The following is a 26,158-nucleotide window of genomic DNA, read 5'->3' on the forward strand; positions in this document are numbered from 1 at the left end:
AGGTGCTGTGGTTGCACCTTCGCCCGCCGTATCTTTCCATAAGTGGAAAGGTGCTGCACTGACCTCGGCCCAACGTGGTCCAATATAGTGGTATGAAGTAGGGGTACCTACGTTTGCTACAGAGTTATCAAAACCAGATTCACTGCCATATCCACCACGAATGAAACCTTCTGCACCATTGTCAGAAACAAAGAAAATTAAAGTATTTTCATAAAGATTATTTTGTTTTAGATATTGGATAATTCGTCCTACATTGGCATCAAGATTTTCTACCATACCTGCGTAGATTTCCATTTTTCGGGCCTCAAGTGCTTTCTGCTCAGCTGTTAACTCATCCCATTTTCCATATTTTTGTGGTGCATTCTGAGTCGCAATTGGTTCTGCGGCCTCAAAGTTTGCCGGAATAATTCCAAGCTGTTTTTGGCGTGCTATACGTGCTTTGCGAATGGCATCGTAGCCAACATCGTAAACGCCACGGTATTTGTCACGGTATTCAGCAGGCGCCTGTATAGGCCAGTGAGGTGCGGTATAAGCAGCATAGGCAAAGAATGGCTTGCCGCTATTTTTGCCTGATTCTAAGTAGCTCAGCAATTTGTCGGTAAAATAGTTGGTCGAGAAGAAGTCATCAGGTAACGCTGAAACAGGAATAATTTGTCCATCTTCGGTATACGTCGAGTTCCGTTTAAAGGCACTTGGAGCTTGTTTAAAGTGATGGTCTAGACCTTGCAATAAAGTAAATGAATGATCAAAACCTTTGGCATGTGCATTGGTTTCAGGGGTTAAGCCTAAATGCCACTTACCACTAATATACGTCCGATAACCATTGTCTTTGAGTACTTGAGCAATTGATAAAGAGCGTTCATTTAAATAGCCTTCATAGCCTGGCTGCCCTTTTAAATAGTCAGGAGTAAGCTCTGCCATAGCACCTATACCTGCTAAGTGGTGGTCAGTCCCTGAAATGAGTTGCGAGCGAGTAGGGGAACAAGTGGGTGCAGTATGATAGTCCGTTAAAAGTCGGCCTTCTTGTGCCAAACTATCAATATTAGGCGTATGAATTTCACCACCAAAGGCTCCTAAATCTGAATAGCCTAAGTCGTCAGCCATAATGAACAGAATATTGGGCTGCTTTGGAGTACTTACCGTGGTTTCCTGTGAATCATTATCGTTACAGCCAGCTAAAGATAAGCTAAATAATGCAATTGAAAGACTAGATAAAAGAGCTTTGTACTTCATTGTATCATCTGAATTATTAAAAGAATTGTGCACGAGTTTAATCAGATGGTTTTTGCAATCAAAACAAGGAATTGATCAAAGAAAATCAGAAAAATGTCTGAGTATTTATGCTCATAAATAAATGAGAAAAAAAGAAAAGCCCATTTAGGGCTTTTCAGAAATATTCAGTTTAAAATGGCAAACGAGTAAGTTGATCTAGGAAATGCGGAATCACTCTTGGTTCAATCAAGATTGTTACAATTACGCCGTAAGCCGCACCCCATAAATGGGCACTATGGTTAATATGAGTATTGCCACGTTTGCCGGCCCAAATGCTATAAGCGACATATAAAACCGCAAAAATAATCGCTGGTACAGGAATAAAAAATACAAAAATTAGCTTCCATGGCTGAAACAGAATATAAGCAAATAGAACAGCAGATACCGCTCCTGAAGCTCCAAGACTTGCCCAGTTTGCATCATTTTTATGTTGTAGATAGCTTGGTAAAATCGCAAAAATTAAACCGCCTAAATAGAACAACACAAAGCCCATGTCATAAAAATATTGGCGATAAAAACTCTCAATAATACTGCCAAAGAAAAACAGGGTAATCATGTTGAACAGTAAATGTGTCCCATCTGCATGAATAAAGCCATGTGTAATGAAGCGATCAAATTGTCCACGTTGCATTGCAGGTGGCCAGAAGATCAGACGATTCATAACATTTTGATTGCTAAAAGCAAGTAAAGAGACGACGACCGTAATAATAATAAGGGTAATGGTATGGTTAAAGGGCAAATTCAACATAAGAAATATTTAAAAAATGATCAATACTGGGGTCAATAATGCCATTAAAAATACAACTTGAAACCCTGTTGTGTATAAATCCGACAAATTTAGTTGATTTTTTTTAAATCCACCTCATCTTCGGTTAATATAAAGGCATCAGCTTGAGGAATATTGTTATGTCGACTGAGAACACCAACACTGCTGTTGCAGAAGAAATTCCGAACCTTTTGATTACACCATCTGCACAAGAGTATTTGCACGAATTATTGGCGAAACAAAATACTCCGGGAATTGGCGTTCGAATTTTTGTTGAACATCCGGGTACACCACGTGCAGAGTGCTGTATGGCATATAGCGCACCAGAAGAAGTGGTACCAACGGACTATAAACAGGACTATCCTGATTTTCCTGCATACATTGATGCACCGTCTATTCCATATCTTTTAGACGCTGTAATTGATTACAACAAAGACCGTTTCGGTGGTCAGTTAACTTTCCGTGCACCTAATTCAAAAGTGCCACGTGTAGGACCAGATGCTTCAATTGAAGAACGTATTACTTATATTCTTCAAGCAGAAATTAACCCAGGTCTTGCAGGGCATGGCGGTAACTGTAGTTTGGTAGAAGTACAAGACGACCCAGAACATGGTTTAACTGCTGTATTAAAATTTGGTGGTGGTTGCCAAGGTTGTTCTGCAATTGATGTGACTTTAAAACAAGGTGTAGAAACAACCTTAAAAGAAAACATTCCTGAGCTTCAACGTGTGGTTGACCAAACAGACCATACACAAGCTGAAGGTGCTTACTTCAAATAAAATTATTTGAAAAGTGAAATAAAAAAGCCTCTATATGAGGTTTTTTTATTATTCAATATAAATAATGATAATTATTATCAATATCATTTGTAATTTTATTTGTATTTGTTACAATGCGAAACTGAAAATGAGAGATGTTTAATAAATCAATATATTGGGAATACTTATGTCGAAGCGTATTATCCAGTCAGTGCTTTCTGTTTCAGTACTGGCAAATATGATGTCTATGACTTATGCTGCACAAAGCGAGCAAGAACAAGCATTAGAAAAGCCTGCTGAACCTGTGAAATTGGAAACAATTTTTGTAACAGCTGAAGAGCAGGTGAAGCAATCGCTCGGTGTGTCGGTGATTACCAAAGAAGATTTAGAAAAGCTACCTGTTCGTAATGATATTTCTGACTATGTACGTCGTATGCCGGGTGTCAATTTAACTGGTAATAGCGCAACAGGGCAGCGTGGTAATAATAGACAAATTGATATTCGTGGAATGGGGCCTGAAAATACACTTATTTTAGTGGATGGAAAACCGATTAATTCTCGTAATTCAGTTCGTTATGGCTGGAAAGGAGAGCGTGATACACGCGGTGACTCAAACTGGGTACCAGCAGAAGCAATCGAGTCGATCGAAGTTTTACGTGGACCAGCAGCAGCTCGTTATGGCTCTGGTGCTGCGGGTGGTGTAGTCAATATTATTACTAAAAAAGTGACGAATGAAACCCATGGTTCGGTAGAGTTTTATACTTCACAACCTGAAGACTCTAAAGAAGGTGCATCAAATCGTGTTGGCTTTAACGTAAGTGGACCATTGATTAAAGACGTTTTGTCTTATCGTTTATACGGTAATTATAATAAAACAGAAGCTGACGACGTCGATATTAATAAATCAATAGGCAGTACAGCAGCTGGCCGTGAAGGCGTTAAAAATAAAGATATTTCAGGCCGTTTAGCTTGGCAGGCAACAGACCAGCAAACTATCTTACTCGATGTTTCTTCTAGCAAACAAGGCAATATTTATTCTGGTGATTCTCAGTTAAATGCAAATGCTCAAGCGGATGCGATTCTTTCGCAGCTCATCGGTAAAGAAACCAATACTATGTACCGTGATAGCTATGCATTAACGCATGAAGGGGATTGGTCTTGGGGTAAAAGTAAGCTCGTTGCTCAATATGATAAAACTCACAATAAGCGCCTTCCTGAAGGTTTGGGCGGTAGCACAGAAGGAAAAATTAATAATCTGGATGACAAAGCCACTTCACGCTTAGAAACGCTTCGATTAAATGGTGAAGCCAATATTCCTTTTGAATATTATGTACCGCATGTATTAACAGTAGGTACTGAATGGGTTGAAGACAGATTTAAAGATAATATTTCGACAAATCAGGGTACAGACAGTAGTGGTTCGGGTTATGGCGATCAATTAGCTAAAGGCAATCGCAGTAAAATGGAATCACGTATTGCTTCTGCATATATCGAAGATAACCTAAAATTTACAGACAGCACTGATGTGGTATTAGGTTTACGTTTCGATGATCACAGCAAATCAGGTTCTAATTGGAGCCCAAGCTTAAACGTTACTCAAAGACTCAATGATTATTTCACTTTAAAAGGTGGGGTAGCAAAAGCCTATAAAGCACCGAATATGTATCAAAATGCCGAAGGGTATTTGTTAAGTACAAATGGTAATGGTTGCCCAGCTAATATTGATTCACGTTGTTTATTACAGGGTAATGGTGATCTAAAACCCGAGACTTCCGTAAACAAAGAGTTAGGCATTCAGTTCCAAAAGGATATCGTGAATGCGAGCTTAACTTGGTTCCGCAATGACTATAAAGATAAAATTATAGCTGGGACAAATGTTGTTGGAACAGTAGATGGTTCAAGCACCAATGCAAATACTGGCGCTGTGACCAATACCAAATGGAATATCTTACGTTGGGAAAATACGCCTAAAGCATTAATTCAAGGTTTTGAGGGAAGCTTGGGATTAGACTTCGGTGATATCCGCTGGACTAACAACTTTACTTATATGATGGACTCGAAAGATAAACAGACAGGGAACCCATTATCTTTAGTGCCAAACTATACGATTAACTCAATTTTTGATTATGACATTACAGATCAGTTAGATGTGAATTTTGTGTTCACTCAATATGGCCGTCAAAAATCACGCCAGTTTGCCGAGAATAGACTCGAATCGGGGATTGGTTCAGGTGGAGCAAATTCTGCACTTAAGCCAAGTACTGTAAAAAGCTATAGTATTGCTGGAATTAACGTCGGTTATAAATTTTCAGATAATATAAGTACACGCGTTGGTGTAAGTAATCTATTTGATAAACAAATTTTAAGAGATAGTAACTCAATTAGCCAAACTTACAATGAGCCAGGTCGAGCTTATTATGCATCTTTAAAATATTCTTTCTAAACAAGACTTATGACAAAGGCGCTTCAAGCGCCTTTGTTATTTAAAATATCTAATGCTTTTTCAGAGTAATAAAACTTTTCTAAGTACACACGGGCACGGCGTCTTAAATGTCCTGTTGTAATGAGTTGCTGTAATACGGGTACAAGTAACTGAGTAAGTTCATGTTGTACTAGGCTTTCTTCAATATTTAGGTCTCGCAGTAACAAGTCAAAATTACGTTCTTGGTTACGCGCGTACCACGTATAAATACCATCATGGACTTGTTGTTTTAGATAATCAGTTTGACGAATATGGTCCCAAATTTCATGCCCTAAACCAACCGTTTTGGTTAAATCTTCAGTTTCTATATAATTTTTTAAAACAGAAAGTGGCATCGTTTTAACTTTATGCCAAATATTAGCTTGAAAGTGATAAAGCTTATCATTGTCAAAATGTTGGTTTAAAACACGTTCACTCATTTGGCTGAGTTTTAAAATATTCTTTTGCAAATAATGGTTAATCGTGTCATCGAGATTAGAATCGGTCACGGTTTCTAATACCGATTTGCCTATTTTCATAAAACGACCTACACCTGGTACGCGTTTTGACATTGATTCATCTAGATAGTCATGCATGGTTTGCTGAATCAGTTGTGTGAGTAGGGCCGAAAAAGCAGGGTTATTTACGATCGTTTTAATGAGTTTTTTACGATGCTGTTCTTTACTTGCAACATACTGTGCAATTCGGTCAATGGTTAAGACAGGAATAACATCTTCAACCGTTGCTGTGTCATTTGCAGGATGAATGAGTGCAAAGCGAATATGCTCTGCAATCTGTTCAATTAGAAAATCAGAAGCGGGTGTATCTAAAATTTGCTTTTGAATAAGATGTTGAATCTGTTCAAAAGTCCACAATTGTTGTAACTGCCGGCTACCCAACCAATGATAAAACTGCTCAAACTCTTGTTGGATGACTTGAGTCTGAGCAAATTGCTCATCTAAAAAATCTAGATGAGCTTCAATAAGTTTTTCAATGATTGGTTGGGTAGACATAAGGTCTCACAAGTCCGAAGTTTTATTTAATGAGAAGTCGTTTTTGACGCTTGATTTGTTTCTACTTTAAGTAAAAACGGTACATATTGTTGAATAACCAACTGCTCAGCCTCCAAAATTGGCATATGGCCTACGTTTTCTAAAATGACAGGAGGTTGTGCATTTTTTAAGAGGCTTTTGAGCTCACTCGCCACTTCTACATTAATAATTTTATCTTGTTTGCCCCATAAAATGAGTGTGGGTGCATCAATGGTTTTGGTAAGCACTGCAAATGAGTCTGGAGTATAGACTTTATTAAGTGCGATCAGTTGATCAACTAGTTTTTGTGTTTGTGGTGCCTGATTAATCATCAGTTTTTCCTGAGCCTGTAAGAACTCTTTAGGAATAAATGGAGGATTAAACATGGTTTGTTTTAACAAATAGTTAAAGTCACCTTTTTTAGAGACTAAAAGTTGTTTTAGATAGGTAGGATCTTTGAGATAAATTGTGTTGGCAGAACGGAAAATACCGCCGCTATCAACTAAAAATAGACTCTTAGTTTCAAATGGATATTGTCCAGCATAGAGTAGGGCAATTGAGCCACCAAGCGAGTGCCCCGCAATATGAATAGGTCCCTTCAAATTTTCAGCTTCAACAAATCGACGTAATTTTTCAGCTAAGTTGGGAACAGAATAATCGAAATCTTGAGCAACAATTGTTTCGCCACTCCCTGGTAAATCAGGAATAATGACATGATAATTTGTAGTTAAGTAATGTGCTACTCGGTTCCAGTTATCTCGACTACCACCTAACCCATGAATGAGCAGTAAAGTTGGCTTTGTGCTAGAACCACCTTCACTATATGACCAAGTGATATCACCAACTTTTAATTTTTTACTTTGCAGTCCAGCCCAGCTACGTTCTTGCTGTAATATGGTCTGAAAGTTGATATCAATATTATCGGCTGCCCGTGCTTGAGAAATACTCATCACTGAAAATAAGCTACAAGAAGCTATAGTCAATACAGTAGCAGTTTTTTTCATGGAGGCTTTAATTGATGCAGACAGCCTAGTCATAGTTTTCATCCTTGAAGCTTAAACGAGTTTGAAAAATTATTGAAAAACTTTGCCAATGAGTCATTTGCCAAACGTTTGGAATGAAGAAAATTATAGTCAATCTAGGAACTAAAGTATGTCTATTTTTTCACTAAACAGTAGGGAATTGAGCAGTAATAGCTGATTAAAATCGATTAGGCATTTTTAAATTTTTTCATAACAAAGGATTTATTTTTTGTCAGTGACATTCAAATTTTGACACATTAAAATAATTTCTAACCTTGAAAAAACAATGGAAATATAAAATGCCTACTGCGCAAGAAGTTTTAGATCGTCTGAAAGCTGGTAATCAACGATTTGTAAATGGAAATACTTCCCTTGCAAAAACCTTATCGCACCATGAGCGTGCTGAAATGGCAAAGGACCAAAATCCATTTGCGATTGTATTAGGTTGTTCAGATTCTCGTGTACCAGCAGAAATGGTATTCGATCAAGGTCTTGGTGACTTATTCGTAATTCGTGTTGCTGGTAATGTGGTTGCCCCTTCACAAGTTGGTAGCGTCGAGTTCGCAGCAGAGCGTTATGACTGTCCCGTTGTAATTGTATTAGGACACAGTCATTGTGGCGCGATTCAAGCAACAATTGATACGTTGATGAATCCTGACCACCCACCGTCATCTAATTTAATGTCAATTGTGAACCGTGTTCGTCCATCAGTTGAAATTTTAATGCAAACTGATCTGAAGAATGATTTGAAAAAACTTTCATGTCATGCAGTACGTTCAAACGTTTTTGCTTCGGTCAATCAATTACGTCATGGTTCTGCTGTATTAGAGAGCCTAATCGCAAAAGGCGAGTTGATTGTTGTTGGTGCTGAATATTCGTTAGAAACCGGTGAAGTTACTTTTTTTGACTTCTGAGCAGACTGAAAAAATTTAAAACTAAAAGGTGCCTATAAGGCACCTTTTATGTATGGATAAGCCAAATTAAGTAATTTTGTTTGTGCTTGAGCATTTGGATGAATCAAGTCATTTTGCATTAGTTGTTTTTGACCAGCGATGCCATCAAGGAAAAACGGTAGCAGTTTCACCTGATATTTTTGACTTACAGTTTTATAGTTATTCTCGAATGCTTTGCTATAAGCAGTTCCATAATTTGGCGGAATTTTCATACCAAAAAGAATAACCTGCGCTTTTTGTTTTTGGCTTAATTGGACAAGCTGAGATAGATTTTGTTGAATCATTTGTGGGGGTTGTCCACGTAAACCATCATTGCCGCCTAACTCAATAACAACAACCTCTGGTTTATAAGTTTGTAAAAGTTTAGGTAATCTCGCTAAAGCGCCACTTGTAGTTTCACCACTCATGCTTGCATTGACCACCTTATGTTGTTTGGGATACTGTTGGTCTAATCGTTTTTGTAGTAATTGTACCCAGCCTTGTTTAGGGTCTATTCCATAACTGGCACTAATACTATCTCCTAAAATTAAAATAGTCTTTGCCGAGACCAACATGGGCAACATGCTCAATGAGATGAGTAAGAGGCTTTTAGGACCAAACAAATAAGATTTATACATTTGTGTTTCAACTCGAATACTAAACATATAGGACTGTCCACATCATGCCACAACCTATTATTGCTGCCCATAAAGTTACACAAACTATTCAGATTAACCAAAATCAGTTTACGATTTTAAAAAATATTGATTTAGAGATTTATGAATGTGAGCAGGTAGCAATTACTGGACGTTCTGGCTCAGGTAAATCGACTTTGTTGGGCATTTTAGCGACTTTAGACCAACCGTCGGAAGGAGAGGTGTGGTTATGTGGACAGGCTGTTCATGAGTTGACAGAAGAACAACGCGCTCAGATTAGAATGCAACATATTGGTTTTGTATTTCAGTCTTTCCAACTTTTACCGCAACTAAGTGCGCTTGAAAACGTGATGTTACCGCTTCGGTTGCGTAAAGACTTTGATTATAAAATTGCTGAGCAAAAAGCCTTAAACTGGTTGCATAGAGTAGGGTTGAGTCGACAAGCCGAACAAACGCCTAAAGTCTTATCTGGAGGTGAGCAACAGCGTGTAGCAATTGCTCGGGCTCTGATTGCCGAACCACAAATTATTTTTGCCGATGAGCCAACTGGGAACTTAGATGGGCAAACAGCTCAAGAAGTTGAAGGCCTCCTTTTTGATTTAAATAAAGAGCTCGGCACTACACTTATTTTGGTTACACATGACCGTGATTTAGCTGGGCTTTGCCAGCGTCATGTTGAACTAGATGATGGTTGTTTGAAGACAGTACAGGGTGGTTAGACTATGCGTAATCTACTTAAACCACTTTTACTACAAAGCTTTCGTACTGGTGGGTTATATTTACTCATTATTGCGCTTTCACTTGCGATTAGTGCAACAACAGCTCTCAAATTCAGTAATGATCAGGTTAAAAATGCGGTAAGCCTACAAGCGTCACAAATGTTAGCAGCGGATTTAGTTCTATCAAATAATGAGCCGATAGACTCAAAATGGAAAAAAGAGGCAGAACAATTTGGTTTAAAACAAACTAATGTGACCATGTTTAGTTCTATGGCACATACTCAAAATCAGTTTGTCATGGTCAATGTCAAAGCAATAGAGCCGGCGTTTCCGTTAAGAGGACAGCTTGAGATTGCACCTAGTGCACAGAGTATTCAACCCGGCCAACTATGGTTAAGTCAAAGAGCAGCCGATTTACTTAAAGTTAAACTAGGTGATACGGTTTCTATTGCAGATGCCGAATTTCGTTTTAGTGGTGTCATTGTACGTGATTCGAATCAGGAACTCGGCTTTTCAGGTTTTTCGCCTACCGTTATTATTCATCAAGCCGATATAGCTAAAACGCATGCAATTCAAACTGGCAGTAGAATCGATTATCGACTGTTAATGTCTGGTCCACCTGATCAGGTACAAAACTTTAGCAAGCAATTTAAACAGCAACATAAACCCGTAAATGATCAGGAAGAAAACGCAGGTTTACGTTTACGCGATGCCAGTGAGTCAAATAGTAGATTATTACGCCCACTAGAAAACCTTGATACTTTCTTACAACTTGCCAATATTTTAACGATTTTATTGTGTGGCATTGCGATTGCTTTAACGAGTCAACGTTATGTTCAGCAAAACCAAGACCATATTGCTTTAATGCGTTGTTTGGGTGCCAGTAAGTTCCAAATTTTATGGGCATATATCGGGCTACTTTTTTTAGTCAGCGCAATTTCAATTCTGATTGGTAGCCTACTCGGAATAATGATGGGTTATGGGTTACTTGAGCTTATGTTGCAGCTCATTCCACAACTAGAGTTAAGTTTCTCGGTAGTCGGCTTTTTAATCGGTCCCTTACCAATAGCCATTTTTACGAGTGTAATTGTGCTACTTGGATTTATTTTGCCAAGTATCTTGGAGTTGTTAAATACACCTCCAATTCGAGTTATTCGAGAGCAGGCTAAATCTCGAAAATCACTATTTTTTATGTTCTTTGCGGGTATTACCAGTCTTGTTATTTTTAGCTTAGTTTTAAGTGAAAACTTGATGCTCAGTATTATGGTGCTAGCTGCAATTATCGTTCTGTGTGTTTTGTTGTACACTGCTGTTTGGGTTTTGCTTCGTAGCTTAAAGAAGATGAAAACCCGTTTATCTTTTTATATTCGTTCACCATCGCAAAGTGCCTTACAAATTACAGCACTGGCTTTGGGTTTAAGCCTTATTACCGTGCTAAGCGTACTCAGGACAGATTTATTAGAGCGTTGGCAACAGCAGTTACCGGAAGGCACACCAAACCAGTTTGTTTATGGCCTACCACCATTTGATTTAAAAGCTTTTGAGCAACAATTAAAACAAAATGGTTGGCGAAGTACGCCTCTGTATCCAAATATTCGTGGACGATTACTTGCAAAGAATGAAGTTCCTTTTTCTGAAGATGCAATCAAGCAAAATAATTCTTTACGCCGTGAATTAAATTTAACTCAGTCAAACATTTTGCCAAATGATAATGTCATTACAAATGGACAAGCCGCTTTTAATGGCATAGGACAAGTTTCAGTCGAGGCAAAAACTGCTGAAAGTTTAGGTATTCAGATTGGGGATAAGCTGACTTTTAGCATGCCAGACGGTACTTTGCAGGCTAAAGTTGTGAATTTTAGAAGTGTTGAATGGGAAAGTTTTAGTCCAAATTTCTTCTTTATTTTTTCGCCCAAAACTTTAGATGAAAATGCGGGTAGCTACTTGGGCAGCTTTTATGTGCCTAAACAAGATCAGCCTAAAATGATTAATATTATTCAGCAATTTTCAAATACAGTTTTTATTGATGTTGACCGTATTTTGGATGAAGTAAAGCGTTTAATGAATGTATTAGTCAAAATCGTGACTGTACTTGCGGCTTTAGTTGGCTTTTCTGGAATACTCGTTTTAATTGCTTGTTTAAACCTGTTAATGGATGAGCGCCGTCGAGAGGTTGCTTTATTACGTTCATTTGGTTTGTCTAAAAATAAAATGAAGCAAATGCTGAGTTTAGAAATTGGATTTTTAGGGCTATTAGCAGGCATTGTTGCCTGCTGTTTTGCCGAAGTAATTAGTGCGATAGCAAGTTATAAAATGAATATGGCTATACAGTGGCATATTGAAATATGGTTGATTTTACCACTGGTTATGATGTTGCTTTGTGCTCTTATTGGTCGATATAGACTTGGTTATCTTTGTAATTTACCACCACTACAAAGTTTGCGAGAGCTGAACCAGATTTAAGTTAAGGCAGTATTTCTGGGTTCTGAATTAAAATTTCATGCCAAAGTGGAAGCAATGGTGAGTTCAGCTGATTACAGTAAATATAGAAGCCGACTGTTAATAAGAGTCCTCCCATTAGACCCAAAAATTTTAAGGTCGTACTAAGTTTAGTACGGTAACTTAAATACCAAATCAGCGCGAGTAATGCACCCATAATCATACCGCCGACATGTGCAGCATTATTGATACCTGTAGCAACTAGACCGAATATAAGGTTAATCGCCATAATCATTAATAATGCTTTTTTATCGAGTATATAGGCTTGATGAGGTAGAGGAGGAAATAATGAAAGGACAGTTAAAGCTGCACCCAATCCCATCACAGCACCAGAGGCTCCGGCACTTACATGAGGGAGCAAGCTTTGGTCAAAATGTTGTAGTAATTCATGTCCATTTTGAATATTGATATAGCTACTTAAAAGGCTACCAAACAGGCCAGCAAGCAAATATAGGCCGATAAAATATAAACGACCAAATAAAGCTTCAGCGACATTACCGAAAATATATAGGGCCCACATGTTAAGCATAAGGTGAATGATACCAAAGTGAAAAAACATGCTGGTAAATAAACGTTCGGGCTGTCCAGAAAAAGTAAGTGGTGTAAAATCTGCACCCCAGTGAAGAGCATCTTTTATGGCTGGGTCGCTAATGTCGACTCCAGATATAATTTGCCAGATGAACAAACCTACATTGATTGAGATCAGTAGGGCCGTCAGCCACCATGCTTGTACATTGAGTTTACGATTAATGTGCGGAGGCTGAGATTGAGTCATGCTATGCTTTTGTTATATATGAACATGCTTTACAGCTTAACATGAAAAAAGTTGAATACAGGAGATTGGGACGAACATGAAAGCTTTTATTGTTCGCGTGTTGTTAATTTTTATTGGTCTAATTCTCCTAATTCAGCTTTGGATTTTCTCAAGTTTAGTTTGGTGGCGTACTCATGAAGTTGATACTACCATGTTCATGCGAATTGATTATTGGTCAGATACATCTCGGCCGATCATTCATGAATGGCTCGACTATGATGATATAAGCGATAATTTCAAACATGCAATTTTAGCCGGTGAAGATGCAAAGTTTATTCATCATCATGGCTTTGATTGGCAAGGTATTCGTTTTGCGCTAGAGCGTAATAACGAAGAGGGTGAAGTTGTTGCGGGTGGTTCTACCGTATCTCAACAGCTTGCAAAGAATTTGTTCTTATATAATAAGCGCTCATTTATTCGTAAAGGCCAAGAAACAGTAGCGACATGGATGATGGAGCGCATGTGGTCAAAACACCGAATTCTTGAGGTGTATATGAATTCGGTTGAGTTTGGCAAACATTTATATGGTGTTGAAGCTGCTGCTCAATATTATTATGGTAAAAGTGCTAAAAACCTAACACGCGAACAAGCTGCTTTTTTAGCCGCATTATTACCAGATCCAAAATATTATCAAGATCATCGTAATGACCATAAACTACAATATCGAAAACGCGTTATTTTACGTTATATGAATAGCACCCAGATTCCTGAATAACTCTGTCTTAAAGATGTGTTATTTTTTTAGTTTTTATCAAATTGACATAATTTTGCAGCATACTATTTTGCAGAGATTTTGGTTGGAAAGAGATTAAGTTAGACATGAATACAGCGATTACAGCAACGACCCCAACAGAATATAGTTATAACGACCGTTATATTAATCGTGAATTGTCTATTCTTGACTTTCATTTGCGTGTATTGGAACAGGCAGTCGACCCTTTACATCCATTACTTGAACGAATGAATTTCTTGCTTATTTTTTCACGTAATTTAGATGAGTTTTTTGAAATTCGTGTAGCTGGTGTCATGGAGCAATATGCTCTAGGCAATGAAAGTCGAAGTCCAGATGGTTTAACACCTAGACAAGTCTTACAAAAAATCTCTGAGACTGCTCATGCTGCAATTGAACGTCAATATCGTATTTTAAATGAAGAAATCTTGCCTAAACTCCGTGAAGAAGACATTTGTTTCTTGCGTCGTGGGGAATTAACGCCAGCTCAATCAGCTTGGGTTAAAAAATATTTTCAGGAACAAGTTGCGCCTGTTCTAACACCAATTAGTCTAGATCCAGCTCATCCATTTCCGCGTTTAGTCAATAAAAGCCTGAACTTTATTGTGACCTTAGAAGGTAAAGATGCATTTGGTCGTCAAATTGACTTAGCGGTTGTACCAGCACCACGCTCATTACCTCGGGTTGTACGATTACCAGATGAGTTGACAGGCGGTAAAGAGCATCATGTCATGCTGTCTGCCATTATTCATGAGCATGTATCAGACTTGTTCCCAGGCATGACTGCAACGGGTTGTTACCAATTCCGTGTTACCCGTAATGCCGATTTGGCGCTCAATGAGGACGTTGAAGATTTAGCAAAAGCTTTAAAAGGTGAGTTAAGTTCACGCCGATTTGGTCGTGCAGTTCGCTTAGAAGTGACTCATAACTGTCCACAGCATATTTATGAATATTTATTAGAAGAATTCGATTTAACCGATGAGCAACTATACAAAGTTGATGGTCCTGTAAATTTGGCTCGTCTGGTTTCAAACTTTAAACGTCCTCATTTGCGTTATGACTCGCATACACCGGTCGTACCAAAAGTATTTAAAAAGACTGAGAGTATTTTCTCGGCTATGCAAAAGCAGGATATTTTGCTTCATCACCCATTTGAATCTTTTGCTCCAGTTATTCAGTTACTCCGTGAAGCAGCACGTGATCCACAAGTACTTGCAATTAAACAAACGCTTTACCGTAGTGGTGTTGATTCGGAAATTGTACAAGTCTTGGCCGAAGCTGCACGTAATGGAAAAGAAGTAACGGCAGTTATTGAGTTACGTGCCCGTTTTGATGAAGAATCAAACATTGAAGTGGCGAATGTACTTCAAGAAGCAGGAGCGGTAGTCGTTTATGGCATTGTGGGTTATAAAACGCATGCCAAAATGATTATGGTAGTACGCCGTGAAAATAATAAATTGGTACGTTATGTTCATTTAGGAACAGGTAACTACCATGCGATGAATGCCCGTATTTATACCGATTATGGTCTTATGACGACCGATAAAGACTTATGTGAAGACGTACATCGTATCTTCCAAGAGTTAACAGGTATGGGCAAAATGGCAAAACTGAAAAAGTTGCTCCATGCACCTTTTACTTTGCATGCTCAGCTCATCAACTTTATTGATGAAGAAATTGCCAATGCTAAGGCTGGTCGTAAAGCCCAAATTATTGTCAAAGTAAATGCTTTAACTGAAGTTCAATTAATCAATAAATTATATGAAGCTTCTCAAGCAGGGGTACAGGTAGATCTCATTATCCGTTCGATTTGCTGCTTACGTCCAGGATTACCGAATTTATCGGAAAACATTCGAGTACGTTCAATAGTAGGGCGCTTCCTTGAGCATACGCGTGTTTATTACTTTAGTAATAACGGCGATGCACGTATTTACTGTTCAAGTGCAGACTGGATGGATCGTAACCTATTTAATCGTGTTGAAGCATGTTTCCCAATTGAAGACCCAGCATTGAAGAAACGAATTTATCAACAAGGTCTTCTTAATTATTTGCAAGATAATCAGCAAGCTTGGTTATTACAAGGTGATGGTACTTGGGTTCGTGCCCAACCTGCTGAAGGTGAAAAATTGCATAATGCTCAAAGGGAATTATTAGAAACATTTAAATAAAACTTAATATTAGAAAACCGACTTTATGTCGGTTTTTTTAATTATATGAAATTCAAAGTATTTTAGTCTGAATACTTAAATGGTTGCAGGATATACAATAATAATTTGAATTAACGCAAGATGTTTAAAAAATATGTGATTCTTTGCATAAAACTTTGAATATTAAAAATATACAAATCACGAGAAATCTACTTTAATACGCCGCATTAAATATACTTAACTTTGGTAAGTGAATAATATGCAATGCTTTATTAAAAGTTTATTTATTAGAATATTTTTAGGGGTAATGCCAGTGACTGCTTATGCAGATCAAAAGTGCTATGGAGATATTATTGTATTTCATAAATATGATGATCAAATGATATATCCCTATTTTGTACAGCCGCCTAGGGAAAAAAATAAGAAGATTGAAACACAAAATAAATCTGTAAACATTCAAAAAAGAAAAATGACTCAAGATGAGCAGTTAGCACAAAAGAAGGCTGAAGAGACTCAATCAAAAAAAATAGAAGAAAAGAAAACTCTTGATAATAAAAAACAGCTTGATGCAGCAGTGGCTAAAGAAATTTTAGAAAATGGTGAAAAAAAATGGATGGTACAAGTCGCATTAGCACCTAATCAAAATAAAGCAAATATGCTCCAGTCACAATTGCACGCCAAAGGATATAAGGTTGTGGCTAGTCCAACCACAAAAGGAATACGGGTCATGGTAGACCCAGCTAATGATTATGCGATTGCACAAATCATTCGAGAAAAAATCATTTCAGATGAGAATTTAGATTTGAAATCAGCTTGGGTTTTCAAATGGGCATCTTTAACAGTGCAGTAAAAGAAAAAGGAGTCCGAAGACTCCTTTTTTTATTCATGTAAATTTGTTGTGATTTTCTGCATGATTTGCAGGAGTACATCAAATTCGCTTTGTAGTGGTGTACTTTTACGTGTAACGAGGGCGAGAGTACGACTTGGTGCATCTTCAATTGGTTTTGCAGTAATCTGATCATTAAACTTGATCATACTATTTTCAATTGCGATTTCTGGTAAAAGCGTAAAACCTAAATTAGAAGACACCATCTCAACTAAGGTAGGTAATGAACTTGCTTTTAAACGGTTATCGTTTTTACGCTCACCAATTGGACACGCACTTAATACGTGGTCACGTAAGCAATGGCCTTCTTCAAGTAAAATCAGTCGTGACAAATCGAGGTCATCTAAAGAGTTTGCTTGAAGCGCATTTGTATCTTGTTTACTGCAAACAAGATACAAATTTTCTTTTGAAATTTCAGCTACTTTTAGACTTCTTGTGTCAAAAGGTAGTGCAAGAACGATCATGTCCAAATTACCATGCTCTAATCGCTCTACAATTTTCTCGCTTTGAGCTTCATGTAAATGCAACTGAATTTTTGGTAATTGGTGATGCACTTCATCAAGTAACCGTGTCAGGATAAAAGGTGCAATGGTTGGAATAACACCCAAATGAAGATCACCAGTTAATGGTTCACTCATTTCACGGCTTAAACGCATTAAATCCTGAGCATCTGCTAGCAATACACGGGCTCGAGCAACGACTTGCTCACCTAATGGCGTTAAACGCACATTCTGACGGTCACGTTCAACCAGAACGCCACCTAGTAGCCTTTCTAGCTCCATAATGCCGCCCGATAAAGTCGATTGGGTAACAAAAGAGCGACGTGCTGCTTCAGTAAAATGCAAAGTTTCCGACAACGTAACTAAATATGATAGCTGTCTTAGTGAGGGTAATGCAGCCATAGTGTCCTAGTATGATGATTTAAAATGATGCGCAAATAAACCGCTAAGCTGTGGAATAAAATGGGCAGGGATATCATGCCCCATTCCATCAATTAATTCAAACTTAGCACCGGAAATTGCTTTTGCTACAGCCTTACCGTGGCTCGGTGGAAGTAAGCGATCACGAGAGCCATGTAAGACTATTGTGGGTTGCTTAATTTCACGGTCCAGTTGCAGTAAGGAACCTGTACATAATATTGCTAAAAACTGTTGAAGTACACCAGCAGGATAATAGCTACGTTGATAAAGTTTTCGTGCGGTTTGAACGGCTTCAATATGGTTAATATAACCAGGAGAACCAATTAGCTGGAATAATTTTAAGCTGTGATTAACAATCCCTTCTTCATCACGTGATTCTGGTTTGCCAATCAAACTTAAAAGTTGTTTAGGAAATGGTGGGGGTAAAAACGGTTGATTGTTACTTGTAAACATCAAACCTAACTTTTCTACTTTTTCTGGATATTTTGCAGCAAGAATTTGGGCAATCATACCGCCCATTGATGCACCGACTACATGAGTCTTACTTACGCCTAAACGGTCAAGAAGCATCGAGACGTCGTCAGCCATATCATACAATGTATAAGGTGCGCCCTGATTGCTTAACCCTAAAGCAAAACGTCCCATCAATTTCATGGTATTTAAACGTTTACCCTGATGACGTACTTTTGATGAAAGGCCAATATCACGGTTATCAAAACGAATAACACGAAAACCTTGATCAATGAGCGATTTACAGAAAAAGTCCGGCCAAAATAGCATTTGAGCACCTAAGCCCATAATCAGCAAAATGGTCGGGTGTTCTGGTTTTCCACCTACTTCTACATGCAATTCAATACCGTTGCCTAAGTTGACTTTGGTTTCCTGCATAAAAGGAGTGTAGGGTGAAATACTAAATTGTAAGGCGCTATTCATGTTATTCATACCTTAAAGGAATACTCTTTAACGAGTATTCCTAATTTAAACTTTATGCTTGGGCAGGAATAAGATCTGGAACAAGCTTAGTTAAAGTTAAACGTTGCTTGCCTGCTGTCGCACCTAACAATACGAAACCACGTAATGTTCCGTCATTATCAAGTGCTTTGGCAAGCATACCATCGTCGAATTCTTCAGTTTCCCAATTTACATCGACATTAACTGGTGCCGGTAAAACTGTAAGTGGTGCAGCCGGGGTTTTTACCGCAACTGGCATTGCAGGATAATGTACATTTGTCTGTTGGCCGCTTAATGTTTTTGCTAGAGCACGCGCTTGCTGCATAATTGGCATTACATAAGGAAGTAGGGTACCGTTAACTTCTGCACAGTCACCAATCGCATAAATATCTGCTTGATTCGTTTCAAGCAAGCTATTGGTAATTACACCACGGCTGGTTTGAATATTTGCGCTTTGAGCAAGAGAAATATTGGGTTGTAGGCCAATTGCTGAAAGTACGATATCAGCAACTAAAGTTTGACCATTTGCTAATGTAACTGCGTAATCTTCACCGTTATTGATTTTACTTACTTTTTCAACGGTAGTGCCTAATGCAAATTTAACCCCAGCTTCTTCAAGATTTTCTTGGAAAGCTGAAGCAATGTGTGAAGGTAATAAACGGCCTAATGGTTGAGGCGCTAAATCAATTACCGTTACATCATATTCACTATGAAGTAAGTCGTTGGCAAATTCACAACCAATTAAACCAGCACCCAAAATTACAACACGTTTATCTTTACGTTGAGCAAGGTTTTCGCGGAAGGTACGATAGTCAATTAGTGAGTTCACTACATGAATGTCATCACTGCCATCTCCTGCAATTGCAAGACGAATCGGGTTGGCACCAATAGCCAAAATTAATTTTGAATAGGGTTGTTGAGAAACAACACCATCTTTTTCTAGAACAAGCTCATGACGCTCAGCTAAAATTTCTTTCACCCATGTAAAAGGTTCAATACGCATATTGAGCTGTGCACTCATTTTTGCAGCATCACCTAACGGAATTTGTTCCGGAGCCTTTTTACCTGCAAAGGCATTAGATAACGTTGGTTTTGCATAGTTCACCGCATCATCCGCACAAATCATCACAAGTTCTTGCTCTGGGTTAAGCTTACGGAACTCACGTGCTAAGGTATAACCCGCCATGCCTGATCCGATAATGACGATTGGAAGCATTTTTTTCTCCAGAATTAGAATTGTTCATTTAATACGGTGATTGGTGATATATAAAAAAGACCATGTAAATCATGGCCTTTTCATTTAAGACATTAGATTTCGATCATTTCAAAGTCAGCTTTTGAAACGCCACAATCAGGGCAAGTCCAATCATCAGGGATATCTTCCCATTTTGTTCCAGCTGCAATGCCGTCTTGTGGCCAACCTTCTGCTTCATCGTAAATCCATCCACAAACGATACATTGATATTTTTTCATGAGACTCTCCGCACTGATAAGTTTGCTCAAAGCTGCCTTTCAGTAAAACTATTCCATCTATTAATAATGTAACTACGATCCGTTCAATAATAACTAATGTAGCTTTGATCGGGTATCAAATTTTTACGCAGTTCTACATTTAAAGTAAAGCACATAAGGGAGTTTAATCATTCGTAAGCAAAGATGAATGGCATATCGAGACAAATAACTGGTTATTTAGGCAAAACTTCAACATAAATACATAATAAATCATATTTTTTTATTCACTTATTAATCTAATAAGGTTTTAAGTGATATGAAGGGTTACAAAAAGAACAAAGCATTTATATAAATAAAGTTCTTAAAAACATAAGCTGATTAATAAATAGACAGATAAATTGATATTTATATAAAGTGATAAAGTTTGTTGAATACTTGAGTAACAGAGATAAGGAAGTTGAGTATGGAAATTCTAGTATATGAAGTAGAGATTAACGCGCCTATAGAAAAAGTATGGAACGTACTCTGGAATAGCGAGACATATAATGCATGGACGAAATTCTTTGCGCCGGATTCTTCAATGCGCACTGACTGGAAAATTGGTGGTAAAACATATTTTCTAGACGGAGAAGGAAATGGAATGGTTTCGACCATTGAAGAAATGAAAAAGCCTGAAGTGCTAATTTTTAAACATTTAGGAATGATTAAAGAGGGTAAGGAAGACTTAGAAAGTGAAGAGGTGAAGGGCTGGAGTGGTTCGCTAGAAAAATATTTTTTAAGCCAAAATGGGAATACTACAACTTTAAAAGTTGAATTGGCCACCTTACCTGAATATATCGGTATGTTAAAAAGTGGCTTTATTCAAGGATTTGAAGTTGTAAAACATATTGCTGAAGGGGGCTAGTTCATCTTACTCAGTTCGTTGTTTAGGCAAAGTATTTTTTATGAATTTTAGAAATCAGATCATTGAGACGAGAAGGATAAGCAAGACGATGATGCCCTCCGTCATATGTTTCTACTGTCATATAAGGTGAAAGCTTTTCCTGTACTTGATACATATCAAGTTGCTCGTCTCCTAACTCTAAATAAGCCATTTTAGGATGAGAGTGATCAAGATCCTCATCACAAAGGTGAGGGTAATCATTACGAAAACTAGGATTAAGGCTTGGGTTAGCAACAATCACCGCTAATTTATGTTGAGCGGCTGTTTTCAATGCCCAGTAGCCGCCAAGACTATGTCCAACCAATAAGTCAGGTTTAATTGTTTCGATCGCTTGGTGATAAAAATCTTTAACTGAAGAGTAGCTTAGGTTTCGATAATCAACATCAATACAAAATTTTTCAGGATGCAAGATGGCATGGAACTTTGTTGATTCACGAGAAGAATCCAAGCCATGTAAAAATAGAATTTTCATTATTTACTACACAATCTCATGGATAAAATAAAAGGCAAAAAAAGCCTTTTAATATCGAGGTCATTTGGATTTTTTTATATTTTACTTAAAGCAAAAAAAAATGATCTTAGCGATTGGTCTAAGTAATTTTCGTCATTGAATACTGATTTAGTGTGAGTGGTTTGACTTTTTTCATTTTTGTTTTGTTGAAATCTTTCGAAAAACTCCCGCAATCTGTTAGGATATAGCACTTAATTTTTACTTAATCGAGGCAGAGATGACGCAACAAAACGCTCAATCGACTTCTGAACCAACTATTTCCGAAAACGATTTAATTGCACAGCGTCATGCCAAATTAAAGCAAATCCAAGATGTTGCAAAGGATACTGGAAAGAGTCCTTGGCCAAATACATTTAAACGTGAACACTACGCTGCCGATTTACAAGAACAATTTAAAGATCAGTCGAAAGAACAAATTGAAAGCGCTGAACATGTCTATGTAAAAGTTGCTGGCCGTGTCATGTTAAACCGTGGTTCTTTCATGGTGATTCAAGATATGACTGGGCGTATCCAGTTATATGTTGACCGTAAAGGTTTACCAAAAGATATTCTTGAGACCATTAAGGGTTTGGACCTAGGCGATATTATTGCTGCTGAAGGTTATATTGGTCGTTCTGGCAAAGGTGACTTATATGTACACCTTGAAAGCTTTGAACTTCTTACAAAATCGCTTCGTCCGTTACCAGATAAATTTCATGGTTTGAACGATACAGAAGTTAAGTACCGTAAGCGTTACCTCGACTTAATCGTGAATGAAGAAACGCGTAAGACTTTTGAAATTCGTGCCAAAGTTGTTGCAGGTATTCGTGCATTTTTAACAAATGAGCGTTTCATGGAAGTCGAAACGCCAATGATGCATGTAATTCCGGGTGGTGCATCTGCACGTCCGTTTGAAACGCATCACAATGCTTTAGATATGCCGCTATTCTTGCGTATCGCACCTGAGCTTTATTTAAAGCGTTTGGTTGTTGGTGGTTTTGAGCGCGTGTTTGAAATTAACCGTAACTTCCGTAATGAGGGGGTGTCAACACGTCATAACCCTGAATTTACAATGATCGAGTTTTATCAGGCATATGCTGATTATAAAGACCTAATGGCTTTAACTGAAAACATGCTTGAAAAGCTAGCTCTTGATATTTTAGGTACGACTGATGTGCCTTACCAAGGTGAAGTGTTTAGCTTTAAAGGGCCATTCAAGAAAATCTCTATGTTTGATGCCATTTTAGAGAATAACCCTCAGTTCACCCCAGAAAATGTTGGTGATCGTGAGTTCCTTGCAAAATTTGTGCGTGAGGAATTAAAAGAGCAAGTTAAACCTGGTTTTGGTTTAGGTAAACTTCAAACAATCGTATTTGAAGAAACAGTTGAAACTAAACTGCGTCAACCTACCTTTATCACTGAATATCCAGCGGAAACGTCTCCACTTGCTCGTCGTAATGATGACAATCCGCACATTACCGATCGTTTTGAGTTTTTCATCGGCGGACGTGAATTGGCAAATGGCTTTAGCGAGTTAAATGACCCAATTGATCAGGCAGAGCGTTTCCAAGCTCAGGTTGCTGAAAAAGATGCGGGCGATGACGAAGCAATGCACTACGATGCAGAGTTTGTTGAAGCGCTTGAATACGGTTTACCTCCAACAGCTGGTGAAGGTATTGGTATTGACCGTTTGGTTATGCTTTTTGCTGATGCGCCAAGTATTCGTGATGTAATTTTATTCCCGCATATGCGTCGTAAAGAAGGTTAATTTAATCTTCAAAGTACAAAAAGGCAGTTTATACTGCCTTTTTTTATTCACTATTTATATATGAAAGACACTAAAATTATAGAAAACTTAAGACCACGTTAAAAAATGTAATTGCACAGTTTAACAATTGCAAATTTGTGATAAAAAAATTAATGTGTTGCTCATAAATAACTTTGAGAATTGTGCTGACATGTTTTTAAGAAAAACACTTTCAATTGCATTATTAACAGCTGCCTCTTCAGCTGTTTTTGCCCAAGGTTTGGTGCTTAATAATGATGATTTGCGTACAGATTTAAATTGGTTGAATCAACAAGGTGTTATTAACATCAGCACTTCTACTTGGCCTTTAAGCGGTGATGAAATTCAGCGCGCACTCTCTCAGGCTAAAGTAACTCATCCAGCTCAACAAAAAGTTATTAATTCAGTTCTTAATGCATTAAAAGCAGATAACGATACAGTTAAAGTAGGTGCTTTTGCAGGAACAGATATCAAAGATATTCCTCAAGCATTTGGAAATAATCATAAATCACAGTATGAAGGGTCTGTAGAGTTTAATGCGGGCGGTGAAAACTGGGACGCAAAAATTCGTGTAAACGCTGAAAAAGATCCACAAATTGATAGTGGGCATGATGCGAATGTAGAAGGTTCGTATGTTGCTGGCAAGCTCTGGAATCAATGGGTTGTTGCAGGTCAAATTCCAACGTGGTGGGGACCTGGACATGATGGCAGCTTAATCCGTGGTGATGCGAGTCGTCCCGTTTATGGGGTAACCATGCAACGAGCTGTACAAGATGCATTTGAAAATAAATGGTTGTCTTGGATTGGGCCTTGGCAATACCAATTATTTGCAGGTCAGTTAGATGACTATAAGGCTGTCCCTAATGCTAAATTATTGGGGATGCGTGTAACTGCACGTCCAGTTCCAGCTTTGGAGTTAGGTGCTTCACGTACACTTCAGATTGGTGGTGATGGGCAACCAAACAGCTTTAAGGCATATTGGAATGCAATTATTGGTAAAGATAATGGCTGTACAAATACTGACTGTATTGGTGTAGATAATCCGTCTAACCAGTTAGCTGGTTTTGATGCTCGCTTACACCTACAACCTTTATTTAATATTCCAGTCAGTGTTTATGGACAATACATTGGTGAAGACGAAGCAGGTTACTTACCATCGAAAAAAATGTATTTAGCTGGTGCTGATTATTCTTCAATTGTTAAAAATATGCCTTACCAACTTTATGCTGAATGGGCAGATACGCGTACTAATGGCGATGTAAAAGGCATTTCATATAGTCATCATCAATATACTGACGGTTATTATCAGCATGGTTTCCCTCTAGGGCATGCAATTGGTGGTGATGGTCAAATGTACTCTGTCGGTGGTGATATTCGCTTTGACACGATGAATCGCTTAAGTGGCCGTGCAATGGTTGTGAAGGTAAATGAATCTAACTTGGCAATCAATAAAGCCTTCCCTAAAGAAGATAAAATCAAAGCACTTGATTTAACTTGGACGCATTACATCAAACCAGATCTTCCATTAAAAATTAATGGTTGGATTAGCGACTCTGACCTAGAAGGTAATGATTCAGGTGCATCTATTGGTATTGAAATTCCATTAGAACGTAAAATGTTTGGTTTCTAATTAATTAAATAGTGCTATAGCAAGAGAGAAGCTAAAATGGCTTCTCTTTTTTATTGTATTTAAAGAAATCTAAAGATGAGATCGTGATTTGCTTCAGCTAATAATGCGAGCTACGATAGACAGGTTATCTATGCGAATCAGTATTTTACATTTATATGATGAATTTGAATATCAATATGAAAAAACAAGCAAAAGAAAACAGTTTTAAATCACTATAATGCATAACTAATGCTATAAGCCTCATAAAGGGCTTGTGGTTGGATTATTTATCACAAAAAATTGGAGTTGTTATGGCACTCGTTCCTCCACATGGTCTTCTAAGTGGTGGTTTAATACCACTTCTAGATTTTATGGGCAAAATGGATAGAGAAGGGCGTGTTCATGACTGAATCAAGACTTACACATCTCAAGCAACTTGAAGCTGAAAGTATTCATATTATCCGTGAAGTTGCAGCAGAATTTGAAAATCCAGTCATGCTTTACTCAATTGGTAAAGATTCGGCTGTAATGCTTCATCTTGCATTAAAAGCATTTTATCCTGCGAAACTTCCTTTTCCTTTATTACATGTTGATACGGGTTGGAAGTTTAAAGACATGATCGCGTTTCGCGATAACATGGCAAAAACCCATGGCTTTGATTTAATTGTTCATCAAAATAAAGAAGGCCGTGAAGCAGGGATTAATCCATTTGATCACGGTAGCTCAAAATATACAGATATTATGAAAACCCAAGCTTTAAAACAGGCTTTGGATAAATATCAATTTGATGCTGCTTTTGGTGGTGCGCGCCGTGACGAAGAAAAATCGCGTGCGAAAGAGCGTGTGTATTCATTCCGTGATAGTAAGCATCGTTGGGACCCTAAAAACCAACGTCCTGAACTTTGGAACCTTTACAACGGTAAAGTAAACAAAGGCGAAAGTATTCGTGTATTCCCTTTATCTAACTGGACAGAGTTAGATATCTGGCAATATATCTATTTAGAAAATATTCAAATTGTTCCTCTTTATTTCTCTGCTGTTCGTCCAGTAGTTGAGCGTAGTGGTACGCTCATTATGGTGGATGATGAACGCATGCGCTTAAAAGAGGGTGAAGTTCCACAAATGAAGTCTGTACGTTTCCGTACACTAGGCTGTTATCCATTAACAGGGGCAGTCGAGTCTGAAGCTGATACATTGCCAGAAATTATTCAGGAAATGTTATTGGCAACAAGTTCTGAGCGTCAAGGTCGTATGATTGACCATGATGAAGCAGGCTCAATGGAAAAGAAAAAGCAAGAAGGCTATTTCTAAGAC

General features: G+C 37.9%; 24 protein-coding genes. 13 read left to right on the forward strand and 11 right to left on the reverse strand.

What is annotated here, in order from left to right:
• Both B554_RS0102360 and B554_RS0102365 read right to left on the reverse strand, forming a co-directional pair.
• Positions 1–1,233, reverse strand: a 1,233-nt coding sequence (locus B554_RS0102360) for an arylsulfatase (RefSeq protein ID WP_019456838.1), incomplete at its 3' end; no start/stop codon positions are given.
• Between the two features lie 169 nt (positions 1,234–1,402).
• The gene (locus B554_RS0102365) at positions 1,403–2,020 is read right to left on the reverse strand and encodes a rhomboid family intramembrane serine protease (protein WP_019456839.1); all 618 of its coding nucleotides are present in this window, start codon (positions 2,018–2,020) and stop codon (positions 1,403–1,405) included.
• A 158-nt stretch (positions 2,021–2,178) separates the two neighbouring features.
• Here B554_RS0102365 and nfuA point away from each other — a divergent pair, with 158 nt between their 5' ends.
• Complete coding sequence (gene nfuA / locus B554_RS0102370; protein ID WP_004703125.1) at positions 2,179–2,817, forward strand: Fe-S biogenesis protein NfuA; 639 nt, start codon at positions 2,179–2,181, stop codon at positions 2,815–2,817.
• 166 nt (positions 2,818–2,983) lie between these two features.
• Positions 2,984–5,239: a TonB-dependent siderophore receptor gene (locus B554_RS0102375; RefSeq protein ID WP_019456840.1), complete on the forward strand. Its 2,256-nt coding sequence runs from the start codon at positions 2,984–2,986 to the stop codon at positions 5,237–5,239.
• A 23-nt stretch (positions 5,240–5,262) separates the two neighbouring features.
• On the opposite strand, the gene B554_RS0102380 is transcribed toward B554_RS0102375, so the two are convergent.
• Positions 5,263–6,270, reverse strand: coding sequence for a hypothetical protein (locus tag B554_RS0102380; RefSeq protein WP_019456841.1), 1,008 nt, complete (start codon positions 6,268–6,270; stop codon positions 5,263–5,265).
• Between the two features lie 26 nt (positions 6,271–6,296).
• Entirely contained in the window at positions 6,297–7,325 is a 1,029-nt protein-coding gene (locus B554_RS0102385; RefSeq protein WP_019456842.1) for an alpha/beta fold hydrolase, read from the reverse strand.
• A 284-nt stretch (positions 7,326–7,609) separates the two neighbouring features.
• Here B554_RS0102385 and B554_RS0102390 point away from each other — a divergent pair, with 284 nt between their 5' ends.
• Positions 7,610–8,224, forward strand: coding sequence for a carbonic anhydrase (locus B554_RS0102390; RefSeq protein ID WP_019456843.1), 615 nt, complete (start codon positions 7,610–7,612; stop codon positions 8,222–8,224).
• A gap of 32 nt (positions 8,225–8,256) precedes the next feature.
• Here the strand turns inward: B554_RS0102390 and B554_RS0102395 are convergent, their stop codons facing one another.
• Positions 8,257–8,880 (reverse strand): arylesterase, encoded by a 624-nt coding sequence (locus B554_RS0102395; protein ID WP_031944919.1) that lies wholly within the window; start codon positions 8,878–8,880, stop codon positions 8,257–8,259.
• A 44-nt stretch (positions 8,881–8,924) separates the two neighbouring features.
• On the opposite strand from B554_RS0102395, the gene B554_RS0102400 reads away from it, so the two are divergent.
• Both B554_RS0102400 and B554_RS0102405 read left to right on the forward strand, forming a co-directional pair.
• Positions 8,925–9,617 (forward strand): ABC transporter ATP-binding protein, encoded by a 693-nt coding sequence (locus B554_RS0102400; protein ID WP_019456845.1) that lies wholly within the window; start codon positions 8,925–8,927, stop codon positions 9,615–9,617.
• Positions 9,618–9,620: 3 nt separating this feature from the next.
• Entirely contained in the window at positions 9,621–12,080 is a 2,460-nt protein-coding gene (locus tag B554_RS0102405; protein ID WP_019456846.1) for an ABC transporter permease, read from the forward strand.
• Between the two features lies 1 nt (position 12,081).
• Here B554_RS0102405 and B554_RS0102410 read toward each other — a convergent pair whose 3' ends face one another.
• Entirely contained in the window at positions 12,082–12,891 is an 810-nt protein-coding gene (locus B554_RS0102410) for a rhomboid family intramembrane serine protease (protein ID WP_004703112.1), read from the reverse strand.
• Positions 12,892–12,967: 76 nt separating this feature from the next.
• Between B554_RS0102410 and mtgA the strand changes: the two genes are divergently transcribed.
• From mtgA to B554_RS0102425, 3 genes are all read left to right on the forward strand, one after another.
• The gene (mtgA, locus tag B554_RS0102415; protein WP_019456847.1) at positions 12,968–13,645 is read left to right on the forward strand and encodes a monofunctional biosynthetic peptidoglycan transglycosylase; all 678 of its coding nucleotides are present in this window, start codon (positions 12,968–12,970) and stop codon (positions 13,643–13,645) included.
• Between the two features lie 104 nt (positions 13,646–13,749).
• Entirely contained in the window at positions 13,750–15,828 is a 2,079-nt protein-coding gene (ppk1, locus tag B554_RS0102420; protein WP_019456848.1) for a polyphosphate kinase 1, read from the forward strand.
• 238 nt (positions 15,829–16,066) lie between these two features.
• The gene (locus B554_RS0102425; RefSeq protein ID WP_019456849.1) at positions 16,067–16,657 is read left to right on the forward strand and encodes an SPOR domain-containing protein; all 591 of its coding nucleotides are present in this window, start codon (positions 16,067–16,069) and stop codon (positions 16,655–16,657) included.
• A 29-nt stretch (positions 16,658–16,686) separates the two neighbouring features.
• On the opposite strand, the gene oxyR is transcribed toward B554_RS0102425, so the two are convergent.
• The 4 genes from oxyR to rubA form a co-directional block, all read right to left on the reverse strand.
• Positions 16,687–17,595 carry a LysR family transcriptional regulator OxyR gene (gene oxyR, locus B554_RS0102430; RefSeq protein WP_004703104.1) on the reverse strand — a complete coding sequence of 303 codons (909 nt, stop codon included), beginning with the start codon at positions 17,593–17,595 and terminating at the stop codon, positions 16,687–16,689.
• 6 nt (positions 17,596–17,601) lie between these two features.
• Positions 17,602–18,546 (reverse strand): esterase EstB, encoded by a 945-nt coding sequence (estB, locus tag B554_RS0102435; protein ID WP_004703103.1) that lies wholly within the window; start codon positions 18,544–18,546, stop codon positions 17,602–17,604.
• Positions 18,547–18,598: 52 nt separating this feature from the next.
• Positions 18,599–19,780, reverse strand: coding sequence for a rubredoxin reductase RubB (gene rubB / locus B554_RS0102440; protein ID WP_019456850.1), 1,182 nt, complete (start codon positions 19,778–19,780; stop codon positions 18,599–18,601).
• 92 nt (positions 19,781–19,872) lie between these two features.
• Complete coding sequence (gene rubA / locus B554_RS0102445; protein ID WP_000760495.1) at positions 19,873–20,037, reverse strand: rubredoxin RubA; 165 nt, start codon at positions 20,035–20,037, stop codon at positions 19,873–19,875.
• 442 nt (positions 20,038–20,479) lie between these two features.
• Between rubA and B554_RS0102450 the strand changes: the two genes are divergently transcribed.
• Entirely contained in the window at positions 20,480–20,920 is a 441-nt protein-coding gene (locus B554_RS0102450; protein ID WP_019456851.1) for an SRPBCC family protein, read from the forward strand.
• 22 nt (positions 20,921–20,942) lie between these two features.
• Here B554_RS0102450 and B554_RS0102455 read toward each other — a convergent pair whose 3' ends face one another.
• The gene (locus B554_RS0102455; RefSeq protein WP_004703099.1) at positions 20,943–21,431 is read right to left on the reverse strand and encodes a YqiA/YcfP family alpha/beta fold hydrolase; all 489 of its coding nucleotides are present in this window, start codon (positions 21,429–21,431) and stop codon (positions 20,943–20,945) included.
• Positions 21,432–21,687: 256 nt separating this feature from the next.
• Between B554_RS0102455 and lysS the strand changes: the two genes are divergently transcribed.
• The 4 genes from lysS (at position 21,688) to cysD (ending at position 26,155) form a co-directional block, all read left to right on the forward strand.
• Entirely contained in the window at positions 21,688–23,217 is a 1,530-nt protein-coding gene (gene lysS, locus B554_RS0102460; protein WP_004703097.1) for a lysine--tRNA ligase, read from the forward strand.
• A gap of 190 nt (positions 23,218–23,407) precedes the next feature.
• Positions 23,408–24,865, forward strand: a complete 1,458-nt coding sequence (locus B554_RS0102465) for a capsule assembly Wzi family protein (protein ID WP_019456852.1) — start codon at positions 23,408–23,410, stop codon at positions 24,863–24,865.
• Positions 24,866–25,122: 257 nt separating this feature from the next.
• The gene (locus B554_RS18420; RefSeq protein ID WP_002054314.1) at positions 25,123–25,254 is read left to right on the forward strand and encodes a hypothetical protein; all 132 of its coding nucleotides are present in this window, start codon (positions 25,123–25,125) and stop codon (positions 25,252–25,254) included.
• A complete protein-coding gene (gene cysD, locus B554_RS0102475; RefSeq protein WP_000140408.1) occupies positions 25,247–26,155 on the forward strand; it encodes a sulfate adenylyltransferase subunit CysD in 909 nt (302 codons plus the stop codon). Before B554_RS18420 ends, cysD begins: the two co-directional genes overlap by 8 nt.
• Positions 26,156–26,158: the final 3 nt, after the last annotated feature.

It is taken from the genome of Acinetobacter sp. GG2, assembly GCF_000292385.1.
GTDB classification, from domain to species: domain Bacteria; phylum Pseudomonadota; class Gammaproteobacteria; order Pseudomonadales; family Moraxellaceae; genus Acinetobacter; species Acinetobacter seifertii.

Excerpts from the sequence above, each read along its gene's own strand:
- B554_RS0102365 (WP_019456839.1), bottom strand. The coding sequence starts at position 2,020 with ATGTTGAATTTGCCCTTTAACCATACCATTACCCTTATTATTATTACG.
- nfuA (WP_004703125.1), top strand. The coding sequence starts at position 2,179 with ATGTCGACTGAGAACACCAACACTGCTGTTGCAGAAGAAATTCCGAAC.
- B554_RS0102375 (WP_019456840.1), top strand. The coding sequence starts at position 2,984 with ATGTCGAAGCGTATTATCCAGTCAGTGCTTTCTGTTTCAGTACTGGCA.
- B554_RS0102380 (WP_019456841.1), bottom strand. The coding sequence starts at position 6,270 with ATGTCTACCCAACCAATCATTGAAAAACTTATTGAAGCTCATCTAGAT.
- B554_RS0102385 (WP_019456842.1), bottom strand. The coding sequence starts at position 7,325 with ATGACTAGGCTGTCTGCATCAATTAAAGCCTCCATGAAAAAAACTGCT.
- B554_RS0102390 (WP_019456843.1), top strand. The coding sequence starts at position 7,610 with ATGCCTACTGCGCAAGAAGTTTTAGATCGTCTGAAAGCTGGTAATCAA.
- B554_RS0102395 (WP_031944919.1), bottom strand. The coding sequence starts at position 8,880 with ATGTATAAATCTTATTTGTTTGGTCCTAAAAGCCTCTTACTCATCTCA.
- B554_RS0102400 (WP_019456845.1), top strand. The coding sequence starts at position 8,925 with ATGCCACAACCTATTATTGCTGCCCATAAAGTTACACAAACTATTCAG.
- B554_RS0102405 (WP_019456846.1), top strand. The coding sequence starts at position 9,621 with ATGCGTAATCTACTTAAACCACTTTTACTACAAAGCTTTCGTACTGGT.
- B554_RS0102410 (WP_004703112.1), bottom strand. The coding sequence starts at position 12,891 with ATGACTCAATCTCAGCCTCCGCACATTAATCGTAAACTCAATGTACAA.
- mtgA (WP_019456847.1), top strand. The coding sequence starts at position 12,968 with ATGAAAGCTTTTATTGTTCGCGTGTTGTTAATTTTTATTGGTCTAATT.
- ppk1 (WP_019456848.1), top strand. The coding sequence starts at position 13,750 with ATGAATACAGCGATTACAGCAACGACCCCAACAGAATATAGTTATAAC.
- B554_RS0102425 (WP_019456849.1), top strand. The coding sequence starts at position 16,067 with ATGCAATGCTTTATTAAAAGTTTATTTATTAGAATATTTTTAGGGGTA.
- oxyR (WP_004703104.1), bottom strand. The coding sequence starts at position 17,595 with ATGGCTGCATTACCCTCACTAAGACAGCTATCATATTTAGTTACGTTG.
- estB (WP_004703103.1), bottom strand. The coding sequence starts at position 18,546 with ATGAATAGCGCCTTACAATTTAGTATTTCACCCTACACTCCTTTTATG.
- rubB (WP_019456850.1), bottom strand. The coding sequence starts at position 19,780 with ATGCTTCCAATCGTCATTATCGGATCAGGCATGGCGGGTTATACCTTA.
- rubA (WP_000760495.1), bottom strand. The coding sequence starts at position 20,037 with ATGAAAAAATATCAATGTATCGTTTGTGGATGGATTTACGATGAAGCA.
- B554_RS0102450 (WP_019456851.1), top strand. The coding sequence starts at position 20,480 with ATGGAAATTCTAGTATATGAAGTAGAGATTAACGCGCCTATAGAAAAA.
- B554_RS0102455 (WP_004703099.1), bottom strand. The coding sequence starts at position 21,431 with ATGAAAATTCTATTTTTACATGGCTTGGATTCTTCTCGTGAATCAACA.
- lysS (WP_004703097.1), top strand. The coding sequence starts at position 21,688 with ATGACGCAACAAAACGCTCAATCGACTTCTGAACCAACTATTTCCGAA.
- B554_RS0102465 (WP_019456852.1), top strand. The coding sequence starts at position 23,408 with ATGTTTTTAAGAAAAACACTTTCAATTGCATTATTAACAGCTGCCTCT.
- cysD (WP_000140408.1), top strand. The coding sequence starts at position 25,247 with ATGACTGAATCAAGACTTACACATCTCAAGCAACTTGAAGCTGAAAGT.